The sequence below is a fragment of the Thermoanaerobacter kivui genome, assembly GCF_000763575.1.
GTDB classification, from domain to species: Bacteria; Bacillota; Thermoanaerobacteria; order Thermoanaerobacterales; family Thermoanaerobacteraceae; genus Thermoanaerobacter; species Thermoanaerobacter kivui.
The window spans coordinates 1882302-1905705 of the sequence record NZ_CP009170.1 but is presented as its reverse complement, the minus strand read 5'-3'; the positions used below and the strand labels follow the sequence as shown (position 1 = coordinate 1905705).

At 34.7% G+C, this 23404-nt stretch carries 25 protein-coding genes; 21 read left to right on the top strand and 4 right to left on the bottom strand.

Annotation, left to right across the window (positions count from 1 at the left end; all coding sequences use genetic code 11):
* The first annotated feature begins 31 nt into the window (after nucleotides 1-31).
* From gcvH to TKV_RS09580, 14 genes are all read left to right on the top strand, one after another.
* Nucleotides 32-412 (top strand): glycine cleavage system protein GcvH, encoded by a 381-nt coding sequence (gcvH, locus tag TKV_RS09645; protein ID WP_049685756.1) that lies wholly within the window; start codon nucleotides 32-34, stop codon nucleotides 410-412.
* Between the two features lie 383 nt (nucleotides 413-795).
* Nucleotides 796-2733, top strand: a complete 1938-nt coding sequence (gene acsV / locus TKV_RS09640) for a corrinoid activation/regeneration protein AcsV (protein ID WP_049685755.1) — start codon at nucleotides 796-798, stop codon at nucleotides 2731-2733.
* 41 nt (nucleotides 2734-2774) lie between these two features.
* Nucleotides 2775-3026 (top strand): hypothetical protein, encoded by a 252-nt coding sequence (locus TKV_RS09635; protein WP_049685754.1) that lies wholly within the window; start codon nucleotides 2775-2777, stop codon nucleotides 3024-3026.
* 28 nt (nucleotides 3027-3054) lie between these two features.
* A complete protein-coding gene (locus tag TKV_RS09630; protein ID WP_049685753.1) occupies nucleotides 3055-3246 on the top strand; it encodes a CooT family nickel-binding protein in 192 nt (63 codons plus the stop codon).
* Between the two features lie 125 nt (nucleotides 3247-3371).
* Nucleotides 3372-4256, top strand: a complete 885-nt coding sequence (locus tag TKV_RS09625; protein ID WP_236617249.1) for an amidohydrolase family protein — start codon at nucleotides 3372-3374, stop codon at nucleotides 4254-4256.
* 106 nt (nucleotides 4257-4362) lie between these two features.
* Nucleotides 4363-5052, top strand: coding sequence for a hypothetical protein (locus TKV_RS12155; RefSeq protein WP_052392252.1), 690 nt, complete (start codon nucleotides 4363-4365; stop codon nucleotides 5050-5052).
* A 349-nt stretch (nucleotides 5053-5401) separates the two neighbouring features.
* Nucleotides 5402-5764, top strand: coding sequence for an NADH-quinone oxidoreductase subunit C (locus tag TKV_RS09615; RefSeq protein ID WP_049685751.1), 363 nt, complete (start codon nucleotides 5402-5404; stop codon nucleotides 5762-5764).
* Between the two features lie 5 nt (nucleotides 5765-5769).
* Entirely contained in the window at nucleotides 5770-6864 is a 1095-nt protein-coding gene (locus tag TKV_RS09610) for a hydrogenase large subunit (RefSeq protein ID WP_201769473.1), read from the top strand.
* A complete protein-coding gene (locus TKV_RS09605) occupies nucleotides 6865-7272 on the top strand; it encodes a 4Fe-4S dicluster domain-containing protein (RefSeq protein ID WP_148307265.1) in 408 nt (135 codons plus the stop codon).
* Nucleotides 7236-9164, top strand: coding sequence for an NADH-quinone oxidoreductase subunit 5 family protein (locus tag TKV_RS09600; protein WP_084574245.1), 1929 nt, complete (start codon nucleotides 7236-7238; stop codon nucleotides 9162-9164). The genes TKV_RS09605 and TKV_RS09600 overlap by 37 nt, the downstream gene beginning before the upstream one ends.
* A 17-nt stretch (nucleotides 9165-9181) precedes the next feature.
* A complete protein-coding gene (locus tag TKV_RS09595; RefSeq protein WP_049685748.1) occupies nucleotides 9182-10324 on the top strand; it encodes a proton-conducting transporter transmembrane domain-containing protein in 1143 nt (380 codons plus the stop codon).
* Nucleotide 10325: 1 nt separating this feature from the next.
* Nucleotides 10326-10751, top strand: coding sequence for an NADH-quinone oxidoreductase subunit B family protein (locus TKV_RS09590; protein WP_049685747.1), 426 nt, complete (start codon nucleotides 10326-10328; stop codon nucleotides 10749-10751).
* Nucleotides 10748-11683 (top strand): respiratory chain complex I subunit 1 family protein, encoded by a 936-nt coding sequence (locus TKV_RS09585; protein ID WP_049685746.1) that lies wholly within the window; start codon nucleotides 10748-10750, stop codon nucleotides 11681-11683. Before TKV_RS09590 ends, TKV_RS09585 begins: the two co-directional genes overlap by 4 nt.
* A 17-nt stretch (nucleotides 11684-11700) precedes the next feature.
* On the top strand, nucleotides 11701-12171 hold the full coding sequence (locus tag TKV_RS09580; RefSeq protein ID WP_049685745.1) for a 4Fe-4S dicluster domain-containing protein: 471 nt from the start codon (nucleotides 11701-11703) through the stop codon (nucleotides 12169-12171).
* A 43-nt stretch (nucleotides 12172-12214) separates the two neighbouring features.
* Here TKV_RS09580 and TKV_RS09575 read toward each other — a convergent pair whose 3' ends face one another.
* From TKV_RS09575 to TKV_RS13025, 3 genes are read right to left on the bottom strand one after another with little or no spacing between them, the layout of a single operon-like run.
* Entirely contained in the window at nucleotides 12215-13078 is an 864-nt protein-coding gene (locus TKV_RS09575) for a GHMP family kinase ATP-binding protein (protein ID WP_158506607.1), read from the bottom strand.
* 11 nt (nucleotides 13079-13089) lie between these two features.
* The gene (gene cobS, locus TKV_RS09570) at nucleotides 13090-13869 is read right to left on the bottom strand and encodes an adenosylcobinamide-GDP ribazoletransferase (protein ID WP_049685743.1); all 780 of its coding nucleotides are present in this window, start codon (nucleotides 13867-13869) and stop codon (nucleotides 13090-13092) included.
* A gap of 36 nt (nucleotides 13870-13905) precedes the next feature.
* A complete protein-coding gene (locus tag TKV_RS13025; RefSeq protein ID WP_158506606.1) occupies nucleotides 13906-14082 on the bottom strand; it encodes a hypothetical protein in 177 nt (58 codons plus the stop codon).
* A 354-nt stretch (nucleotides 14083-14436) separates the two neighbouring features.
* Here TKV_RS13025 and TKV_RS09565 point away from each other — a divergent pair, with 354 nt between their 5' ends.
* The 7 genes from TKV_RS09565 to TKV_RS09535 all read left to right on the top strand — a co-directional run bounded on the left by TKV_RS09565 (nucleotide 14437) and on the right by TKV_RS09535 (nucleotide 22331).
* Nucleotides 14437-15009, top strand: coding sequence for an anthranilate synthase component II (locus tag TKV_RS09565; protein ID WP_049685742.1), 573 nt, complete (start codon nucleotides 14437-14439; stop codon nucleotides 15007-15009).
* Nucleotides 15010-15014: 5 nt separating this feature from the next.
* Nucleotides 15015-16343 (top strand): aminodeoxychorismate synthase component I, encoded by a 1329-nt coding sequence (pabB, locus tag TKV_RS09560; protein WP_049686273.1) that lies wholly within the window; start codon nucleotides 15015-15017, stop codon nucleotides 16341-16343.
* Nucleotides 16344-16366: 23 nt separating this feature from the next.
* Entirely contained in the window at nucleotides 16367-17113 is a 747-nt protein-coding gene (locus TKV_RS09555) for an aminotransferase class IV (protein WP_049685741.1), read from the top strand.
* Between the two features lie 187 nt (nucleotides 17114-17300).
* A complete protein-coding gene (gene nikR / locus TKV_RS09550; protein WP_084574241.1) occupies nucleotides 17301-17726 on the top strand; it encodes a nickel-responsive transcriptional regulator NikR in 426 nt (141 codons plus the stop codon).
* Between the two features lie 426 nt (nucleotides 17727-18152).
* The gene (gene nuoE, locus TKV_RS09545; protein ID WP_049685740.1) at nucleotides 18153-18665 is read left to right on the top strand and encodes an NADH-quinone oxidoreductase subunit NuoE; all 513 of its coding nucleotides are present in this window, start codon (nucleotides 18153-18155) and stop codon (nucleotides 18663-18665) included.
* A 31-nt stretch (nucleotides 18666-18696) separates the two neighbouring features.
* Nucleotides 18697-20589, top strand: a complete 1893-nt coding sequence (nuoF, locus tag TKV_RS09540; RefSeq protein WP_173402339.1) for an NADH-quinone oxidoreductase subunit NuoF — start codon at nucleotides 18697-18699, stop codon at nucleotides 20587-20589.
* 26 nt (nucleotides 20590-20615) lie between these two features.
* On the top strand, nucleotides 20616-22331 hold the full coding sequence (locus TKV_RS09535; RefSeq protein ID WP_049685739.1) for an NADH-dependent [FeFe] hydrogenase, group A6: 1716 nt from the start codon (nucleotides 20616-20618) through the stop codon (nucleotides 22329-22331).
* 94 nt (nucleotides 22332-22425) lie between these two features.
* On the opposite strand, the gene TKV_RS09530 is transcribed toward TKV_RS09535, so the two are convergent.
* Nucleotides 22426-23358 (bottom strand): LysR family transcriptional regulator, encoded by a 933-nt coding sequence (locus TKV_RS09530; RefSeq protein ID WP_158506605.1) that lies wholly within the window; start codon nucleotides 23356-23358, stop codon nucleotides 22426-22428.
* Nucleotides 23359-23404 lie beyond the last annotated feature (46 nt).

Genomic DNA, 23404 nt, shown 5'->3' with positions numbered 1-23404 from the left:
AATAAAATACAAAGAATTAGGAGGGTTAGATATGAATTTTCCAGCAGATTACAAATATCACAAAGAACACACATGGGCAAAGATTGAAGGTGACGTTGCATTAGTTGGTATTACGGATTATGCACAAGATCGGTTGGGAGATGTATTGTTTGTAGAGTTGCCAGAAGTAGGTGCTAAGGTTACTCAAGGAGAAAAATTTGGTGTAGTAGAATCAGGTAAAGTTGCATCTGACCTTTATGCACCAATGAGTGGAGAGGTAATAGAAGTAAATGAAGAATTAGCTGATAGCCCAGAGCTTGTAAATCAATCACCTTATGAAAAAGGCTGGATGATCAAAGTAAAGCTTAGTGATCCAGCTGAAGCTGATAATTTGATGAGCAATACTGACTATGAAAAGATGGTAGAACAATAGAATTAGATATTTTTTAGATGAGACATATTTTTAACCCCTGCAGTTATCATTCCTAACTGCAGGGTTTAATTGCACAATGTGAGTTTTTTTATGCAAATTTTATCCCCAAGATAAAACAAGGAAGAGCAGGCATTCAGAAGATACCCACCTCGACTCTTGACAAAGAACTAAAATTTTTTTAAAGTAATATTAGACATGAGCAAAACTAAATAAAATTTTCAAAAATAAAAATCAAATTATGTAGAAAAAATTTCATCTGAACATTAAAGACCAAATAAAGGTAGCAATATTTAATTATCAAGGTTCTAACAATATCATTGTTAAAGGTCGACCTTTTTGGGTGATTTATAAATCATAATCATACATATGAGGTAGGTGACGAAATGGAAAAATGTACAGTAATTTTTAAACCCTCTAATAAAAGTATAAGTGTAACAAAAGGCACTAATTTACTCGAGGCAGCAAGAAAAGCAGGGGTTTTTATTGATGCGCCTTGTGGTGGGAAAGGACGATGTGGAAAATGTAGAGTAAAAATCATTTCTGGAGATTATAAAGAGGAAATAACTTCTCTGTTAACCAGTGAGGATAGGCAAAAAGGCATTAGACTTGCGTGTCTTACCTTTGTAGAAGGCGATATGATTGTTGAGGTAGAGGAATCTAAGCAAGTACAAAATATCTTAGTGGAAGGTATAAAGCCTGGAGATGAAAAAAATGAAAGAGTTCTTAAAGCAAGCAAGCTTTTAGAGGAAGAGGGCATAAAAAAAGAGTGTGGTGTATTCAATATTGATATAGAACTTCCTGAGCCTTCTATTGATGATAATGTGGCAGATTTTGAAAGGTTAAAAAGAGAGCTAAAAGTAAAGTATAACATAGAAAATTTTTTTTGTTCATTGAATGTTTTAAAGAATATGCCTAAAATATTGAGGGAAAATAATTTTAAAGTAAGAGCTACATTTTTAAAAGGTAAAAACGGTTGTGAATTAATAAGGATTAAGGCTCGAAATAAAGAAACCAGCACATATGGAATATGTGTGGATATAGGTACGACAACAGTAGCAGTTAATTTAATTGATTTGGAAAGCAATAAGATCATAGCTGCTGCTTCATCAGGCAACCTTCAAATGCAGTATGGTGGTGACGTAATAAGCCGAATAATCTATGCCTCCACAGAGGGTGGTTTGGAAAAAATAAAGTCTGCAGTAGTGGATGGGACTATAAACAGGTTGATAGACGAACTGGTGAAGAAAGCTAACATTGAAAAGCAAGATATTATTATCTCAACATTTGCAGGGAATACCACAATGACACATCTTTTCTTGGGTGTAGAACCTGCGTATATAAGGGTGGAGCCTTATATACCTGCATTTAGGGAATGCCCTGAATTAAAAGCAAAGGATATAGGAATTGACATAAATCCCGAAGCTAAAGTAATAGTTATTCCAAATGTTGCAAGTTATGTTGGTGGGGATATTGTATCAGGTGTTTTGGCTACAGGTATTTGGAAAGAAGAAAAAAATGTATTGTTTATGGATTTGGGTACAAATGGAGAGATTGTTTTTGGCAATAAAGACCTTATGCTAACCTGTGCTTGCTCTGCAGGACCTGCATTTGAAGGTGGAGAGATTAGTTGTGGAATGAGAGCAATGCCAGGAGCAATTGATGAAATTTCAATTGATAGGAAGACATTGGAACCTAAGATTAGGGTAATAGGCAATGTTAAACCTAAAGGCATATGTGGCTCAGGTTTAATAGACCTTCTGGCAGAGATGTTCCTTTCAGGAATAATTAATTCAAAGGGAGAGATTTCAAAAGAATTAGAATCAGACAGGATAAGATTTGATGAAGATTTGTACGTGATGGAATATGTAGTGGTTTGGGGCAAAGAAACTGCTGATGGTAGGGATATTACGATTAATGAGATAGACATCAGCAACTTCTTAAAAGCTAAGGGAGCCGTATATTCTGGTTCAAATGTCCTTTTAAAGAGTGTTGGCTTTTCGATGGATGATGTAGATAAAGTAATAATTGCTGGGGGTATTGGGCAAAACCTTCATATTGAAAATGCAATAATGATTGGGCTTTTACCTGATATTGATAGGAGCAAATTTTCCTATATAGGCAATAGTTCTTTATTAGGAGCTTATCTTTGTTTGCTATATGAACAAGCAAGAGATAAGGTCAAGGAGATTGCAGATGCTATGACCTATGTTGAGCTCAGCGTATATCCATCGTATATGGATGAATTTATAAGTGCATGCTTTTTGCCCCATACCGATATGAATTTATTCCCGAGTGTTATGTCATTATTGAACCAAAAGTAAAAAGTTTGATTATTATATATTATGAAATGAGGTGAGAAAATATGCATATACACGAAGGACATGAGCATCACGATATTGCTCACAAAGATGAAATATCAAAAGATGTAGAGACGTTGAAAGTACTTTTTGACCATTGGATAGAGCACAACAAATCTCACGAAGAGAGTTTTAGAAAATGGGCAAAGAAGGCAAAAGCGATGGGTAAAGATACTTGCTCTGACTGGATAGAAAAGGCTGCTGATTTGCTGTTAAAGGCAAGTGAAGCTTTAGTGGAGGCTAAAAAATCATTTTAATTAGTTTCAAAAAAGGGGTGAGAAGACCATGTGCGAGTCCAGGGTTGTCCTTTTAGAAAATGGCAAAGAAAATGAGATAATGGACAATGTAATTTATATCAAGCCTCAGAACGGTAAGCTTGTTATGTATGATTTATTGGGAGAAGAGAAGATGATTGATGCTGTGATTAAAGAAATAAAACTTTTAGATCACAAAATAATACTTGAAAAGAGAAATTGAACTTGTAATTATATTAGTTTTTAATTCTTTTTTATGCTTTTTCTAAACCATGTGCAAGTATAATTTTTTAGATGAAATTTAGAAAAAATCTGTCGCTAAATGCGACAATTTTTTAATGGGAGTTAATGAAAATGCATGTCGATTGCCATATTCATATAGCATTAAATGGTCAAAACTATAAAGAATATCAGAACAAAATATTACAGGGAGACTATCAGCCTATAAAAGATGTTTTGAAGGAATATAAAAAAAGGAACGTTCTTTATTTAAGAGATGGTGGAGATAGGTTCGGAATATCTTATATTGCAAGAGAGTTTGCAAGCGACGAAGGAATAACCTATAAAACGCCTATTTATGCTTTTTGTAAAGTAGGAAGCTATGGTAGTTTTCTTGGAAAGCCTATAAATGGGATAGATGATTTTAAGAATGAGTTCAGAAGACTTTTAAGATATAAGCCAGATCACTTAAAATTAATCGTTTCAGGAATTGTAGATTTCAGTTCTTATGGGCATGTTACAGAAGAGATGTCATTTGATTTTGATGAGATATATTATATGGTCCAATCAGCAAAAGATGAAAATCTTCAAGTTATGGTACATGCCAATTCTTCTAAATCTGTTCGGGCTGCAATAATGGCAGGAGCAGATACAATTGAACATGGATATTTTATATTAAATGAAGAGTTATATTTAATGGCCGAAAAAAATGTGATATGGATACCCACTCTCTCACCTCTTGGAAATTTAATAAAATACAATGATAAAAGATTTGAGAAGCAAATGGATAATATAAAAAAGATATACTTTAACCACCTTGAATGTATTAGAAAAGCTGTACAACTTGGTGTAAAAATTGCAATAGGAAGTGATGCAGGTTCACACAAAGTAATGCATGGACAGGGCTGCTTCAATGAAATCGAGCACTTAAAAAAAGCAGGTTTAGATGATGAAAAAATAAAAGAAATAGCTATAAAAAACAGCAGATTGGTTTTGAATATCACCAATGATTAAATATGAATGCAGATGTTTATTTTTCAATGGCAAGAAAAAGATTAACGTTTTCATTAAATTAGTTATTTTTAAAAAAGTATCAAGAATAAAAAAGGAGGATAAATTTATGAGTGACATGAGTGAATGGAAGTGTCCTGGACAAGACAGAAGTTTTTGGAAAATAACCGATATTTTCGAATCTAATTGTCCGCATTGTGGAGGAATAATAGAATTTTGGAAGGATGATATTACAGTAAAATGTCCTCGTTGTAAAAAGATTGTTGTCAATCCCAAATTTGACCCGGGGTGTGCTGCTTGGTGTGAGTATGCCGACAAATGCCTTGGCAGCATAGCAGATGATATACAATCTCATCCTGATATTATTAAAACTCGCCTCAAAGCGAATGTGCGCAAATACTTTCTTGAGCAGCCTGAACTTATGGGATTATCACTAAAGGCAGGCGAGTATGCCGAGAAACTTGCAGAAAAGCTACAAGTTTCTCCACTGATTCCAATAGTCGCTGCTTATTGTCACAAAATAGCCGAAAAAGATGTTCGACAAGAACTTGCTCAAAAAGTAAAGCTTCCCATAGAAATATATGAGAAAGTAGAAAAGCTTTTATCAGGAGAAGGGGATGAAAAAGAGTCATCTATTATCTTTGATGCAATAAAGTTAGCTGATTTACACCATAAAACTTTAGATGAACTCAATTCTGAATTTGACAAATGGCAAAGTGAACTACGCCTTTCTGAAACTCGTGAACTTGCACAAAAGATTTATGAAATGAAAAAAAATCGTTCACAGAAAAAAAATTAATTTAAGCATTTATTTTTGTTTTTTCAAGAGACTTCTTGCTGTCTCAAGAGGTCTCTAACAAGTTTTAAATGCGTTTTGAACAAAATCTTGGTTTAGGATATATATTTAATCTGAATATTATAACTTGATTTACCTTAAAAAACTTAAATATTATAAATTGCAATATTAAATGCAACACCTAATGAAAATCATGTAGATATAGGGTTTGGGACAAATCATATTTAACCTTAAGCCCATCTTAGTTAACAAATTGAGCGAAGGTCGTGATTTGTCAAAGGTTTAAGGTCTCTAGTGGGATTCGACACAACGAGTGCGTTTATTTTTATAACCACGCGAGGGATAACAAAAAGTGAATATAAAAGAAGAAATAGGAAAAATGTTAAAAGAAGGTGCGCGTTATATTAGTTCCATAGCACATTTGGATTTAGAGTCAGAGGAGAATATAGTTTTGAAACATTTGTTTGATGTAAAAGGTACAATAAAGGAGATAACTTTAGTAGACAAGTTTCCGGGAACTTTTGAAAGCATAAGATCCATATATCCAGCAGCAGAATGGGCAGAAAGAGAGATTATGGAGATGTATGGTACTAAATTTACAGATTACGAAGACGTGGAAAAAGGGTTATTATTGACATCTCAGGCTTCAATTGAACCTCCTCTTGCAAAGCTTGAAAGAGAAAGAATTTTGGAGCAAAAAAGTAAAAGAAGGTGATCTTTTTGACATATATAAAGAGGAATTTTGCTTTACCAATTGGTCCTTTTCACATAGCATTAGAAGAACCTGTTCATTTTAAAATAGAAAGTGAAGGTAATATTGTTAAAGATGTTAGTATAGAAATAGGTCATGTTCACAGAAGTATAGAATTTCTTGCTTGTACAAAGAATTTTTATCAAGTAATTCCTCTTGTGGAGAGAGTGTGTGGAATATGCTCTCATTCCCATCCGATTTGTTTTGTTCAGGCTATTGAAGACATAGCCAAGATTGAGGTACCTATTAGAGCAAGATATTTAAGAACATTGGTGGGTGAATTGGAAAGAATTCATTCCCATCTGTTGAATGTTGGGATAGCTTGCGAAGTTATGGGGTTTCAGACTCTATTTATTAAATTTTTCAATACGAGGGAAAATATAAAAGATTTAATGGAAGCAATTACTGGTCATAGAGGCAATTACGCTTTTAATACCATAGGAGGAGTAAGAAGAGACATAAATGATATAGAGAGTATAAGACAATGTGTAAAAAGGGTTAAGGAAGAAACTAAAAAACTTATAGATGAATCACTTGAAAATCCTACATTTGTTACCAGAACCAAGGGAATAGGTATTTTAGGTCATGAAGATGCTATAAACCTTTCGGTAGTGGGGCCAGTTGCGAGGGCTTCTGGTGTCTCTTTTGATTTAAGAAAGGATGCTCATATTCCGGGAGGTGCTTATGAATTTTTAGAATTTGATAAAATAGTAGAGAAAGATGGCGATGTTTTAGCAAGGATTAAAGTACGGCTTTTAGAGATAAGAGAAAGTATTAAAATAATAGAGCAAGTCTTAAATCAACTGCCAGATGGTCCTATCAATTTAGATAAACTTCCTTCCATACCAAAAGGAATTGGGATAGGTAGATGGGAAGCACCAAGAGGAGAAAATCTATATTATTGTATAACGGATGGTAGTGATATACCTTTTAGGTTGAAAATAAGGGTTCCAAGTTATGTAAACCTGCATGCGGTTAAAAATATGTTGATAGGCCAAGACATTTCTGATGTTACGCTTATAGTGGCAAGTATTGATCCATGTTACTCTTGTACACAAAGGTAGGTGTTGCATTTGAGAATCAAGGCAGATCCGACAAAATGCATAGGATGTAGAGCATGTGAAAAGATGTGCATGAAAGTACATGGTTCAGATGCTCCTCGGATTTTCATTTCCAAAAAGGACGAAAAGAACAAAATAAATATATGCACACAATGCGGAATTTGTGCAAAAGTTTGTCCCGTAGGTGCTATAATCAAGGTTGATAAAGCTTTTGTTATAGACCCATCTGTTTGTGTTGGCTGCAAAATGTGTTATTATTTATGTCCCTTTGGTGTTATCGAAATGGTCAATGTTGCTGATAGATACATTGATATGGTTGCACAAAAGTGTGATTTATGCAAAGACAGAGGTTTTGAACCAGCCTGTGTAAAAGTATGCAAGCCAGGAGCACTGATAAAAGTCGAAAAATAAAGGGGATGGATGTTATGCTTTTAGCCATTTCTGTTGGAATACTTTTTTTAGGTGCTTTGTTATCAGTTATTTTTTATAAAATTAACAGTGCAAGATTTCATGGCACATTAAGCATTTTAACATCATTTATATCTTTAGTTGGGATAGTATATAGTCTATTGGATGTATTAAAAGGGAAAGAAACAGTTACAAAGATAAGTATAAGTCCTGCTTTAGAAAGTGTAAATTTCGATTTGATATTGAAGGCTGATGGACTCAATATGTTTTTTGCACTATTTGGGGCTTTCGTAAGTTTCTGTGTTATTATATATGCAACTCAGTACATGGAACATGAAAAAGAGGGTTTACCTAGGTTTTTTGCTTTTACGCAGCTTTTTGTGGGGGCATATACAGGTCTTGTTTTAAGTGATAATCTAATATGGTCGTACATATTCTTTGAGCTGACAGGTTTGTGTTCTTATCAATTGATTGGATTCTGGTATAAAAGGGATATTTCAAGCTTTTCTGCTAAAAAGGCTTATCTTATGACACACATAGCAGGCTATGGTTTTCTTTTTGTAGTAATATTTGTGTCTTTTTTGACAAGGGGAAACACAATTATATCAGAACTTATTAATTATAACCTAGGGAAATATGAAAATTTGATATTGGTAGGATTATTGATTGCTGTTATAGCAAAATCTGTTCAATGGCCTCTATATACATGGATACCATATGCTATGAATGCACCTACACCTGTAAGTGCACTTTTACATGCGGCTTGTCTTGTCAAAGCTGGCGTATATCTTTTAATTCGATTCTATTCAGTAACAGGACCTTACTCTATTGATTGGAAAACTTTTATAGCTTATTTAGGTATGCTATCTTCTCTTGTAGGTGTGCTTTATGCACTAAAACAAAGTGATTTTAAAAAACTTCTTGCTTTTCATACTGTTAGTCAAATAGGTTATATGGTTTCTGGAATAGGCATCGGTACCCCTATTGCAATTGCTGCAGGTCTTTTTCATGTGCTTAATCATAGTCTTTTTAAATCGCTTTTATTTCTTGTAGCTGGGATTCTTCAACATGCTACAGGAAGTAGAGATATTTCTGAAATGGGTGGACTTTCCAAAAGGCTTCCTAAAACAGCGGCAGTTTTTATGATAGGAGCTGCTTCCATTTCTGGTCTTCCTGGTTTTAATGGATATGTGAGCAAATGGATGTTTTATACTGCATCCATTCAGGCAGGTTTTCCTGTTATAGCGGCTATAGGTCTCATTGCCAGCACGCTTACTACTATTTCATTTTTAAAGGTTATGAATACAGCATTTTATGGGAAATTGCCAAAAAAGTATGAAAGAATAGATGAAAAAGATTACAGAGTAATGATTTTTTCGTCAGGACTATTATCAGTTCCTTGCATTGTAATTGGAGTTTTTCCTCAATTAGTGATAAAGTATTTATTAATTCCAGCTTTAAAAGCTGTTAATTTGAACTATGGAGAGTCGCAGTTTCAGTTATATAATTACGGAATACTTTTAAAGCAACAAGCTAACTATCCTGCAACATTAATGGCATTTTGGGCAGTAGTGGCGGTGTTTATTGGTTTTCTAATATATGTGTTATTCTTAAAACGATATGGTAGCATAAAAGAAGCAGAGGTATTTACAGGAGGGGAAGCCGAAGAATCATTAAATCTTACTGCAGATGATTTTGTGGTTGAGATTGAAAACAGAATGGAAACCTTTTACAAATACTCTGATCCTGATAGATATTTCAATATAGCTAATAAATGGATATCGAAAGCTTTTTATAAATCATATGACTTGTGTGCTACATTAGAGAAAAAAGGTTGGAGTGTTGCTTTAATTATAGGGTGTTGTGTGTTAGCTTTAATAATATTCTGTATCTAAAGAGGGTGAGCATTGATATGGTGAATATATTATCCGGTGTGCTTATTTTTACGGCAATAGTTTTAGGATGCTTTTATTACAAAAACTATAAGCAAAAAGAGATTATCTTAATCTTGTTTTTCATTCTTTTATCAGAATTATACATTTTAAGATCGGAGAAAAATATCTTTACATTACTGCTTGAAGTTTTTTCTATAATTATGTTTTTGATGATTCTCAAATTTAGAAAGTCTATAAATGCTTTTAAAGTGTTTGTTTTTATAGCAAGTATTTATATCTTTCTTTCTTTTATCTCTGAAATAGGATTAAAATACGGGATATGGTTTTATGGTGTTTTGATGATTGCCGTTTTACTAAAACTTGCAGTATTTCCCGTAATGTGGTGGCTTCCGAAGCTTGTGGCAGATGTGGATTCAATTACTGCAGCGGTTTTTATATGTCTTTCTGAGGTAGTTGATTTTGCTCTGCTCGTGGATATTATGAATAAGATCAGTAATACAAACAGTGGCTTTTATGAAAAAACTAAAGCAGCGTTGATTTTGATAGGAATTTTGACCATATTTATTGGAGCTATAATGGCATTTGCAGAGAAAGATTTAAAAAAGATGCTTGCATATTCTTCTATTGATGATGTAGGATATCTTTTGATCGGCATTGGAATCTTTTCAAATATGAGCATAATAGCTTCAATTATCCTTTTTACAAATCATATTATAGCCAAGTTGGGTATGTTTCTTATTACCGATAAACTGGAAAGATTGGCAGGGACGCTTGATATGGAAAAGCTCGGTGGAGAAGCTCAAAGGTTTCCTTTTGGAGCAGTTTCTTTTCTTACCTTTGCTCTGACATTAATAGGGGTACCCTTTTTTCCTGGATTTACAGGCAAGTACTTGATATACCTGTCAGGTTTAAAAGAGAGTGTATGGCTTTCATTAGGTATGATATTGGGAAGTATAATCACCCTTGTTTATTACATTAGAGCTTATCACAATGTATTCTTGGGAACATGTAAGGTGGAAGTGAAAAAATTTAAAAAAGATTTATCTGATTTTGTTCTTATTATCATGGCTATCTTTATAGTTGGAGCAGGTATTTTTGTAAGTCTACCGATTTTGCTTCTCAATTTGGATGGTTTAACTCATCTTTTGGGGAGGTTATAATATGCTTGAACATTTTCGAGAGAAATCTCCTTGGGTTTATCACATGAATACCGGTTCGTGCAATGGATGCGATATAGAAATTATGGCTTTATTTTCTTCTAAGTACGATGTTGAAAGATTAGGCATAAAAATGGTTGGCAGTCCAAGACATGCTGATATATTGCTTCTTACAGGTCCTGTGACAGCAAGGTCTAAAGAGCCACTTTTGAAAGTTTATGAGATGATCCCAGACCCTAAAGTGGTTGTGGCGATTGGCTGTTGTGCTATAAGCGGAGGGGTTTTTAATGGTGGATATAGCATAGTTGGTCCTGCTGACAAATTTATTCCAGTAGATGTTTATATAGGTGGATGTTCAGCACATCCAAATGCAATTATAGAGGGTTTGATGAAGGCGATAAAGATTTTCAAGGAGTTGAGAAAGGAATGAGAGGACTGTTAGCAATGTTTATTTACCCTGGTTTGTTATTTGCGATTTTACTTGGGGGTTGTATGGAGGGTTTCCGAAGAAAAGTAAAGGCGAGGATGCAGTTAAGACAAGGACCTCCTCTTTTACAGCCATTTTATGATATTGGGAAGCTTTTATCCAAACAGATTGTAAAGCCAAAGGGGATTTCTAATTTTCTATATTATTTCATTCCATTTATAGGTATTATATCCCTATTATTAGCTTTTGTGTCTTTTCCTTTACCTTTTCATTATCAGAAAGATATGCATACTATTAAGACTTCTTTTGATATGATAATTATATTATATCTTTTAGAAATACCTTTAATTTCGCAAATACTTTTTGGGTATGCTACCAGGTCCCCATATGGACTCGTAGGTTCTTCAAGGGCTGTTCAGATGCTCTTTTATTACAATATACCATTACTTATAATTATAACTGCAATTGCTTTTTTAGCAAAGCCAATACCATCGTTTAATTTAATGACCATTGCTAAAACTACATGGTCAGGTACGGATATGCTTATAAAGATTTTAACCTTACCCATATTTCTAATGTGTATGCAGGCAGAAGTAAAATTGAATCCTTTTTCTATATCAAATGCCGAAACCGAGATTTTAGAAGGTCCTATAGTAGAAGCATCAGGATTGGTATTATTTATGTTTGAAATAATGCATTATCTGGAATTGACAGCTGTTGCCTTACTATTTTCTATGCTGTATTTGCCTGTTTTATTAGTTCCTCCAACAGTTAGTTTGTTGATGATTATTCTATCATCCTTTTTGCTTGTATTTTTAATGACTTTTTTTGAAACAATAACTGCAAGATTGCGTCTTGCTCAATTTACTGCTATCTATTTTAAAGTGCTCTTTCCGTTATCTGTTGTTGTGTTATTGTTGAGTTACTTATTATAAAATGAGGTGAAGATATAATGTATAAACTGGGTAAATCACTTCTTAAAAATCTTTTTAAAAAGCCAATTACCGAAGGATTTCCGAAAGGTTCTTTACCTGAATTTGGAGAGAACTACAGAGGTTTTCCTAAGCATGTTCCTGAAAGATGTATTGGTTGCGGTATATGTATATATTTTTGCCCAGCGAATGCTATAAAAATGGAGGATGATGAAAATGGGAAAAGATATGTTATAGATAAGGGCAAATGTATTTCATGCAAGCAGTGTGCAGATGCATGCCCTTTTGAAGCTATTGAATTTCTGAACACACCAATAATGTCTACTTTCAATAAAGGCGATATGTTGGACATAACAAAAGTTGAATTCGTAAGATGTCAATCTTGTGGTGAATTGATGCCAAAGCCATCTTTGCTTGCGATAAAAGCTTCTCAAAAAGGGGATAAAATACCTTCATATCTTTTAGTATGTCCTAAATGTAGAAGACTTTAAGATGTGCTATAATATTGGTGGGGGTGGGTAAGAACCACCCTTTTTATTTTACATGCAAAATTTCTGGTGCTAAGCATACTACATTTTTAAGATATACCTTATAATAATTGGAAGAAAACTTAATTTTAAAAAATCTCTCCACTTTTTGCACATCAACTTTCGCATCATCCATAAGTATACCAATGGCACTTCCTGTATGTGAAACACATACTCCATATGCTCCAAAAGAATTTGAAGTTTCAACTATCTCTTCAAAATAGGGTTTTTCGAGAATCTTTTGATTCTTGTGTGCACTTTTTGTCGAGGCCAAACCTATTAAAAATCCGTTCGCTTCTCTCACACCCTCTTTTAAAATCATGACCTCCTTTTCAACACAGAAAACCTCTTTTCTTTTGCTTTTAAATTCAATTGTATTTATTCTATCTTTCCCTTCAAGAACAAGCACTTTCATATGAGGCGGCGGCCCGAGTTTTTCTATATATTTACCATTATTTGAATCAAAAAGTGTGAGCACATCAAATATGGTGCTGTTTGTTGGTTCAACAGCTGTGCATATATTCGCTATATCTTCATCTTTCAAAACCTTACCGAATAACATAGCAGTTGCTACTGCCACTGCTGATATGTCTGCTGTACTACTTCCCATCCCCTTTGCGTGAGGAATTTCTGAGCTTATTTCAACTCCAATGCTGTGAATCAAATTCTTATCCTCATTGATAAATTCTAATGTTTTTAGTACGGTTTTTCTTGCCTTTTCATATAATATCTTTCCATTTTTCTTAAAAAAAACTTTCGCATAGCTTTTTATGTCGATAGGACAAGACACAAGAAGCTCTTTTCCTTTCACCATTCCTTGTACAAACTCTCCGCATGTACCTTGCGCTGTTGCAATAACACATGTTGGCATACTCTTCAACCTCACAAAATTACTCTGTTGTATAAAATCAAAATATACATTAAACTTAGCAAAATGCATTGCGATGTTTCAACAATAAATCCTAATACATCTCCTGTCATGCCGCCTAATTGTCTCTCAAACAATTTCATTGCGATAAAGCCATATAAAAAAGCTGCAAAACAGAGTGCAATACCTAAAAATTTACCAACCAAAAAGGAAACCATAATTGTTATAAAAAAAGCAAAAATAAATCTTTTCTTGCTCATCTTTCCTAAAAAAAGACTTCCTAATCTACTACCTGAATGTGCAGGATGAGAAGCCAGAAAACTTGGATATACCGAAGCTTTTGAAAGCATTTCCACTAATATAAAAGCAATGAGTATAACTTTTTCATTAAAATTTTCGCTAAATACACTGTAAAATTTATATTTAAAAAGTATAGTAAACACTACAACAGCGGTTCCTACAACACCTATTCTACTATCCTTCATAATCTCAAATATCTTTTCCCTATTTGATCTCCCACTTAATATACCATCACAGGTATCCGTAAGGCCATCTAAATTCATAAAAGATGTGAAAAGTTGCACAAAAAACATGGCAGAAAGTATTGATACATCTTTGGGAAACAGCAAGTGCATTATAAAATAGATAGTATACTCAAAAAGACCAATGATAAGGCCCACCGTCCCGTAATAAAAAGAAGAAGCTGACATCTCCTCTGTTTCAACATATCCAATATTTACTGGAAATCGTGTAGAAAATGATATGCAAATCAACAATCTTTTGAATTCTCTCATCACATTTCATCCCCTATTTAAGTTTTAGCGGAATATCTAATGCAACCAAGTACACTTCATACAAACTTCATTTGTAACTATTATAATTATACCATTAAAACTTTTACATTCCATAACAATTTTATTTAGATATTCTTCAATTTTTGATATTTCATCAATGGCCCTTTTCTTTTCTCTTACCCATTTATACTTTTGTTTAAGCAACTTATCCACAAATGTGTGTGAATATGTTGATAACTTGATGTTTAAAAGTTTTTTAAAACATTATGGAGATATAAGCATTTTTTAAAACGTGAAAATTTTGCACACAAGTTGCTTGTGTATAATTTTATTTTAACATCTATAGGAATTAATTCAAGGCCAAGAGGATGGAGCATATTGCATGTTAACCTTGACGTAAATGTTAAGGTAGTTTATAATATTTCTCAAAGGTAAAATAATTGATGGATAAAAGATATTCTAAGATTGATAAGATTGCGGCAATGACTAGAATTACTAAAAGGGCAATTAAATATATAAATCTTATTGTTCCTGAAAGGAAAGATTTTTGGCATAGGTGATACAAAAGTGATTCTTATTGTGGATAATTACGACTCATTTACTTATAATTTGTATAACTACTTTTTAAGGCTCAAAGAAGACACTATTGTAAAAAACAGGGATGAGGTGGATATAGATTTTATAAAAAGCCTCAATCCTTCACACATTGTTTTATCACCGGGGCCTGGAAGGCCGACAGATGATAAAATTCTATTGGATATAATTGAGGTCTTCAAGGATAAAAAGAAGATACTTGGTGTATGCTTGGGACATCAGGCTATTGGGGTTTATTTTGGGGCAAAGCTTGTAAAAGCCCTAAAGCCTATGCATGGCATAGTTGATGATATTGAGCATGATGGTATGGGAATTTACCGTGATTTGAATAATCCTCTTAAAGTGACAAGATATCACTCACTTATTCTTTCTCAAGATGGCTTTCCACATGATAATCTAAAGATAACCGCTATTAACAAAAAAGGTGAAATAATGGGAATAAGGCATAAAAAGTATGCTATTGAAGGAGTGCAATTTCATCCCGAGTCGATTGCGACCGAAGAAGGACTTTTGATGCTCAAAAATTTTTTGGAAGGTGAGAATTGACCAAAATGATTGACAAAATGGTTATAATGGACAAATTGATAGAGCCTTTTAGAGTTTTTTATAATCTTAATAAGGACTATTCTGTGCTGCTTGAAAGCAATCTCCTTGACGATAGGTTTGGTCGCTATTCGTTCGTATTTGTAAATCCAAAAGAGATTTTTTTATGCCACGACCAAGATGACGTTTTTGAGTTTTTGGATGTGCTGACAAGGAGGATGGTGGAAAGAAGATCACCTTCCCCTTTTATATTCAATGGCGGGTTTGCAGGCTATCTTTCTTACAACTTCGGTGTTGATCTGTTTGGTGTGGAAAGAAAAAGAGATTTTTCTGCCACTTATAAAGCCTTTTTTGGTTATTATGAAGACTATATAATATTTGACCATTTTGACAAAAAGACTTATGTTTGTCTATCAGAAAGGGATGATTTGGAAAAGATATATGAGTTAGAAAACGAAGATAACTTCGATGGGTTCAGAATTGTCCCACCTGTTGTCAATGAGGTTGTTTGCAATTTTGAAAAAGAGGAATATAAGCAAAGCATCTGCAAGATTAGAGAATATATATATGAAGGAGATGTTTATCAGGTAAACTTGTCCCAGCAGTTTAAATTTATTGGCAAATTTGACCCCATGTTTCTTTATTCTATTTTAAGAAAAAGGAACTATGGAGCATACCATGCCTTTGTCAAACTTGACAAAAGTAATATTGTCTCCACATCCCCTGAGCTTTTTTTGCAAAAAAGGGATGATGTCATAATTACAAGGCCTATAAAGGGGACGGTAAGAAGGGGAAAGGACCATAAAGAGGATGAGTATTTAAAAAACCTGCTTTATAATGATGAAAAGTGCAGGTCCGAACTTCTTATGATTGTTGACCTTGAGAGAAATGATTTTGCTAAGATTTGTAAGCCTTATTCTATTTGTGTGGAAAAGCTTTTTGAGGTGGAGGAGTATTCTACCGTTTTTCACCTTGTTTCCACAATAAAGGGTGAATTAAATAGAGGGATTGACTTTGGGGATATAATAAGAGCTACATTCCCCGGTGGATCTATAACCGGTGCACCAAAACTGAATTCCATCAAGATAATTGAAGAATTAGAAAAAACACCAAGGGGAGTTTATACAGGTTCAATAGGTTATGTTTCGAACAACTTCAACATGGATTTTAACATTGCAATAAGAACTATGATAATAGAAGGCAATCAAGCATATTACAATGTTGGAGGCGGAATAGTTTGGGATTCAAATGAGGAGGAAGAGTATAAAGAGACCCTCTACAAAGGAAAGCCTCTTTATGACATCTTAACAAACAACCAAAATTCAATAAAAATTTGAAGATTTAAAGGTGATTTGAAGGAATGAGTTTCTATTATAGTAAATTTGGATTAGTTCCTTTTGAGACAATTTATTACGAAGATGGAGATGCATATTTTTTATATGAACACTTTAAAAGGCTAAAAAGGGGCTTTTTTGTCTTAAAAACTTCTTTTGAGCTTCAGTATGAGGATTTTCGAAGCCAGATTATAAGATATATTTTGAATAATGGAAGCAAGTTTGGTGGTATTAGTACGTTTTTTGATGGTCAGAAGCTTTTGATTGAAAAGAAAGAAATATCATACAGTAGGAATTTATACGAAAAAGGACTTGATATTGTAGTATCTAAGGTTTTTAAAGATTCAAAAAACATATTGAACTATATAAAGACTTTCAATATGGGCTTGAATTATATCGAAGATAAAAGGGCAAAAGAAAAAGGGTATGATACATGCCTATTTTTAAACCAGAGAGGATTTATTTGTGAAGCGGCTTTTGCAAACATATTTTTTAGAAAAGGGAATTTGATTTTAACCCCTCGACTATCATCAGGCATACTTCCAGGGGTTACAAGAAAAAAAGTGATTGAAAAAGCTGTGACTTTAGGGTATGAGGTAAAAAAATGTTACCTAAAGCTAGAGGATGTAGCCGAGATGGAAGAAAGTTTTGTAACAAGCAGTATAGGGGGAGTGTTTCCAATAAGGAGAATTGAGAATGTTCATTTTGAAAGTAGGGAATTTGCAGAGAAGGTAAATGCTTGTGAATACTTTAAAAGACCGTGGAATTTTTAGAAGGTGGTTTTGTTTTTAGCAAAAAGTTTTGCAAAGCAAAAGAAAAGAAGCAAAGAATTACTGGAATACAGATAAAAGGGAAAAATCTTTCTACAAACTCTTGACATCATCCTTTCCCTATAAATTCTTGACACTATCACAAAATGGAGTTATTATTTTAGTATAGAAATAACACTATTTTACGGGAGTGATAGGTCTGGAGGAAATAACTCGTTTTGGTGTTTCAATGGAATCAAAGCTTCTTTATCAATTTGACGAACTAATAAAGAAAAAAAATTACAACAATCGATCTGAAGCCATAAGAGATTTAATAAGGGATTTCATAGTAGAAAATCAGTGGGAAGCAGAAGATGTAGAGACTATGGGGACAATTACATATGTCTTTAACCATGAAATGAGGGAAATAAGCGACAAACTAACTGACATACAGCATAAACATTACAAAAATATAATCTCCACAATGCATGTCCACTTGGATGAGCATAATTGTCTTGAAGTAATGGTGGTAAAAGGCACTTCAAAGGAAATTATAAAAATTGCAGATGAAATAATAAGCACAAAAGGGGTAAAACATGGGAAATTGGCGATGACAACAACAGGAGAAAATTTGTAAAGAGGAATTTTTATATACGAGAATTCCTAATAAATTAAAATAGTCTTTGCAAAAACAAAACCCTCATGGTAAAAAAATAAGTGACAGAAAAACCCATAACCAGGAGGGTGATAACATGAACAAAATTCAAAAGTTGCGGAAGAGAGGTGTTGTCTTGTGTTAAAAGGCCTAAGCTCAGTCAAGGGCAAAAAGAGGAGTTAGAAGAGATGTTTTGAGTTGTGAGTAGCCCATAGCTTGAAAGAAAGGTGTTGCAAGGTGGTGGAAGCTAAATTCTGGAGGTGAGGTAAGAAGGAAATTGAAAAGGTTTAATAACAGGATTAAAGTACTAAAACGCAACGTGAATTTTATCATTTTGGGCTGTGCTAATAATTTATAAGTTTTACTAATATTATTAAATTAAAAATGTTTAAAGGAGGTTTAAATCTGATGTGTAATTGCTGCTGCAAAGGAAGTAAAGATCCAAGGTTTGAGAAAGTCGATGAGATATTATCCAAGCTCGCAAATGAGAGAGGAGCGCTTATCGCTATTCTTCAGCATGTTCAACATGAATTTGGATATTTGCCTGAAGATGTAATTTTCTACATTGCAAGCAAAACAGGAATTCCTGCCAGCAAGATTTATGGTGTTGCTACTTTCTATGCACAGTTCCATCTAAAACCAAGGGGGAAATATGTTATCAGAGTTTGTCTTGGGACTGCTTGCCATGTTAAAGGTGCTAACAAAATTCTTGCGGAGTTCGAGAAGCAGTTGGGTATTAAAGCTGGAGAGACCACAAGTGATTTGAAATTCACTTTGGAGAGAGTTGGATGTCTTGGTGCATGCGGTTTGGCACCAACTGTCATGGTAAATGAAAAAACTTATGGTAAAATGACTCCTGAGAAGGTTAGCGAGGTATTAAAAGAGTACAGTGATGTGGAAGCAGCAGCTTCTGCACAATAAAATTAAGTATGATTGTGGGAGGTGTGGTTTAATGGTGAAGTTAAAATCCATACAAGAGTTAGAAAATTTAAGAGAAAAGATAAAAGAAGCAAAGAAAAAAGAGAAAATAGTTATACGTATATGCGGTGGAACTGGTTGTAGAGCTTCAGGTTCACTGGCTGTTAGAGATGAACTTGTAAAAGTTCTCAAAAGAGAAGGGTTTGCAAATGTTGATGTGAACTTATCAAGTGACTGTCTTGAGAATACAAGTGAAGTTCATGTTAAAATGACAGGTTGTCAAGGTTTCTGCGCACAAGGTCCTCTTATGACAATAGAGCCTTTAGGGGTATTTTATGTAGGTGTAAAGCCTGAAGATGTGGAAGAGATTGTGGAAAAGAGCATTAAGAAAAATGAAATAATAGAAAGGCTTTTATACCACGATCCAGCTACAGGTAAAACCTATGTAAAGAGGGATGAAAATCCTTTCTATGCGAAACAGACACGTCTTGTTTTAAAGCATTGTGGTACTGTTGACCCAGCATCTGTATATGACTATATTGCTGAGGGTGGTTATTCAGCTATAGCTAAGGCTTTAACAATGGACCGTAAACAGATAATAGATGAGGTTATAAAGTCCGGGCTTAGAGGCCGCGGTGGTGCTGGATTCCCAACAGGAGAAAAGTGGCTTGGAGCTTATAAGAACCAAAGCCCTAAGAAGTATATTATATGTAATGGAGACGAAGGCGATCCTGGTGCTTTCATGGACAGAAGTGTTATGGAAGGCGATCCACATAAAGTAATTGAAGGTATGATGATAGGCGCTTATGCTATAGGATCTGATGAAGGATATATCTATGTACGTGCAGAATATCCTTTGGCTGTTCAGATGCTCAGAAAAGCAATTGAAGAATGCGAAAAATTGGGATTGCTTGGAGATAACATCCTTGGAACTGGTTTTTCATTTAGGTTACATGTAAGAGAAGGTGCAGGTGCATTTGTCTGTGGTGAATCCACTGCTCTTACTTACTCTATAGAAGGAAAACGTGGTATGCCAAGGGTTCGTCCACCAAGAACAAATGAGTGTGGACTTTGGGAGATGCCAACGGTTTTGAACAATGTTGAGACATTTGCATGCATACCAGAAATAATCCTAAATGGTGGAGAATGGTTTGCATCAATAGGTACTCCAACAAGTACTGGTACAAAGATCTTTGCTCTATCAGGAAAGGTTAACAGAACAGGTCTTGTTGAAGTCCCAATGGGATTGAAACTTCGTGAGCTTATATTTGATATAGGTGGCGGTATAGCAAATAACAAGAAATTTAAGGCAGTACAGTTAGGTGGTCCTTCAGGTGGATGTGTGCCTGAAAGTCAGTTAGACCTGCCTATAGATTTTGATTCATTGTCAAAAGCGGGAGCTATAATGGGTTCTGGAGGTGTTGTTGTAGTTGATGAAGATACCTGTATGGTTGACTTCGCAAAGTTCTTCACAAACTTCATAGTTGAGGAATCCTGTGGAAAGTGTATTCCATGCCGTGAAGGCAATAAGAAGATGTTAGAAATACTCGAGAGAATTACTGAAGGTAAAGGCAAGGAAGGAGATATTGAACTTCTTGAAGAACTTGGAGATGTAATAATAAGTGCTTCTCTTTGTGGTCTTGGCAAAACAGCTCCAAATCCTGTTCTTAGCACAATAAAGCATTTTAGAGATGAGTATGAGGCTCATATTCGTGATAAGAAATGCCCAGCAGGTGCTTGTCAAGCTCTTGCAGCATATAAAATTGACCCTGGTAAATGTATAGGTTGTGGTAAATGTGTAAAGGTTTGTCCTGTTGGTGCAATCTCGGGTGAGAAGAAAAAACCTCATGTAATTGACCAGAGCAAGTGTATTAAGTGCGGAGCATGTGCAGAAAATTGTCCAAAAGGCGCAATATATAAAGGTTAATAAGAGGGGAAAGGAGTGAGATTTTAATGAACATGGTAATGTTAACAATAGATGGTAAGCAAGTGCAAGTTGAAAAGGGAACAACCATTAAAAAAGCGGCTGAGAAATTGGGGATAGAAATACCGGGATTGTGTGATGACAATGATCTAAAACCTTTTGGTGCTTGTCGTTTGTGTGTTGTTGAGGATGCGAGAGGTAACCTTGTTGCATCATGCCATACGCCTGTAAGAGAAGGCATGGTAGTAAAGACCAACAGCCCTAAAGTCCTAAAAGCAAGAAGGGTGATATTAGAACTCCTTCTTTCAAGCCACAATGCTGATTGTTTTGAATGTGATAAAAACCTTCACTGTAAGCTTCAAAAATATGCTTATGAATTGAATATTAGAAATATAAGATTTAAAGGCGAAAAGAGAAATTATGAGATTAAGGATAACGGACCAATATACTATGATCCTAACAAATGCATACTTTGCGGCAAATGTGTTCGCATATGTGAGGAGGTACAACACATTTGTGCTATTGATTTTGCTTCAAGAGGTTTCAAAGCATATATCAGCACACCTTTTGAAAAACCACTCCTTGAGTCAGACTGCATTTTCTGTGGTCAGTGCGTAAGAGTATGTCCAACAGGAGCACTTGCAGAAAAAACAGATATAGAAAGGATTTATGAGGCTATTTCTGATCCTAATAAGGTTGTAGTTGTTCAAGTAGCACCAGCTGTTCGTGTTGCACTGGGTGAAGAATTTGGTTTAGAACCAGGTGAAATTGTAACAGGAAAGATGGTAGCAGCACTCAAAAGACTTGGCTTTGACAAAGTATTTGATACGCAATTTGCTGCAGATATGACCATAGTTGAAGAGACAGCAGAGTTAGTTGAGAGATTGGAAAAAGGCGAGAATTTTCCAATGTTTACATCTTGCTGTCCATCGTGGATACTTGCTGTTGAGAAGTTTTATCCCGAACTTATTCCTAATATTTCCACAGCAAGGTCTCCTCAGCAAATATTTGGTGCTATTGCAAAGAATTATTATGCTAAGAAGATTGGCGTTGCACGGGAGAATATGTTTGTAGTATCAGTTATGCCATGTATAGGTAAGAAATTTGAGGCAACAAGACCCGAGTTTAATAATGATGTAGATGCTGTTTTGACAACAAGAGAACTTGCAAGAATGATAAAAGAATCAGGTATAGACTTTATTAAGCTTGAAGAAGAAAACTTTGACTCACCACTTGGAGAGTCAACGGGTGCGGCTGCAATCTTTGGTGTGACAGGCGGTGTTATGGAAGCAGCTTTGAGAACAGCATATTCTATTATGACAGGTGAAGAGTTAGAAGGGGATAAAATAGAGTTTACTGCTGTAAGAGGCTTAGAGGGAATAAAAGAGGCAGAAGTGGATATTAAGGGTAAGAAAGTAAGAATTGCTATAGCTAATGGCATTGGAAATGCTAAGAAATTGATTGAGAAGATAAAAAGCGGTGAGACAAAGTATGACTTTGTAGAGGTTATGGCATGTCCTGGTGGTTGTATGAGTGGTGGCGGACAGCCATATACAGATGATCCTGAGTTTAGGAAAAAGAGGATGGAAGGCATTTACAAAAACGACAGAAATCTTCCTAAGAGAAAGTCCCATGAAAACGAAGAGGTTAAAAAGGTATACGAAGAATATTATGAAAAGCCTTGTGGTCCAAAAGCTCATGAGGAGCTTCACACTCACTATCACTCAAGAAAGAAAGAATATTAAAAAAATTAAGGTTCTTTGTTAGAGTTGGGGTAGGTATTTTCTGAATGCCTGCCCTTAGTTTTCATATCAAAATATAACGTAATTGTTAGCAATTTCATACATTGAAAAGGTGGTTCTTACCCACCCCAACATATGCTATAGAACCAAAATATCTTTGGCAATAGCCTAAGAATTTTTCCATAGCATTAGAGATGAACTTGTTCTTATGGTATACGATATTGAATTTGCGCTTGATTTTGAGTTTAGGAACTTTTACCAGTTCCACTTTTTGCCTTTTTATAGCTTCATCGGCTAAAAGTTGAGATATGAATGAAAAGCCCAAGCCGCAGTGAACGGCGTTGATGATTGCTTCAGTGCTGTTAAACACTCCTGCAATATTCCATTTGATGTTATATTCGTGCATGGCGGCTTCAAAAATTTCGCGTGTTCCGCTTCCTTCCTCGCGAATCACAAAGTGCTGATTTTCAAGCTCGTGGGGTTCAATTATCTTTTTCTTTGCATATGGATGCTCTGACGGACATATCAAAACAAGTTCATCATCATATACAGGAATTTTGATTATATCTGCGCTTGAGACCAGCCCTTCTACGATGGCCATATCAAGCTTGGCAGTTTCAATCATTTTAATTATTGTTGTGGTGTTGTCCACCACTGGTTGAATATAAGTCTTAGGGTAAGATTGATAAAAATCTTTTATTATAAAGGGCAAAATTGCAGTTCCAATTGTCATACTTGCTCCAACTCGCAAGATGCCGTTTTGAGAAAGGTCCAAAAGCTGCTTTTGTGCTTCATCTGCCAAAGCCAATATGTGAGAAGCATACGAATAGAGTTTTTCACCTTCGTTGGTAAGATAGATTTTTCGCCCAAAGCGTTCAAACAGTTTTACTCCATAATATTCCTCAAGTTCGGCAATTGCTTGGCTAACTGGGGGCTGTGTCATATGAAGGTGGTTGGCTGCCGCTGTCATACTGCCTTTTTCACATACAGTCAGGAATATCTTTAGGTGTCTTAGAGTCACTTTTTTCACCTCGATGTATATGTATTTACATATCAATTTTATTTTATTTTAATAT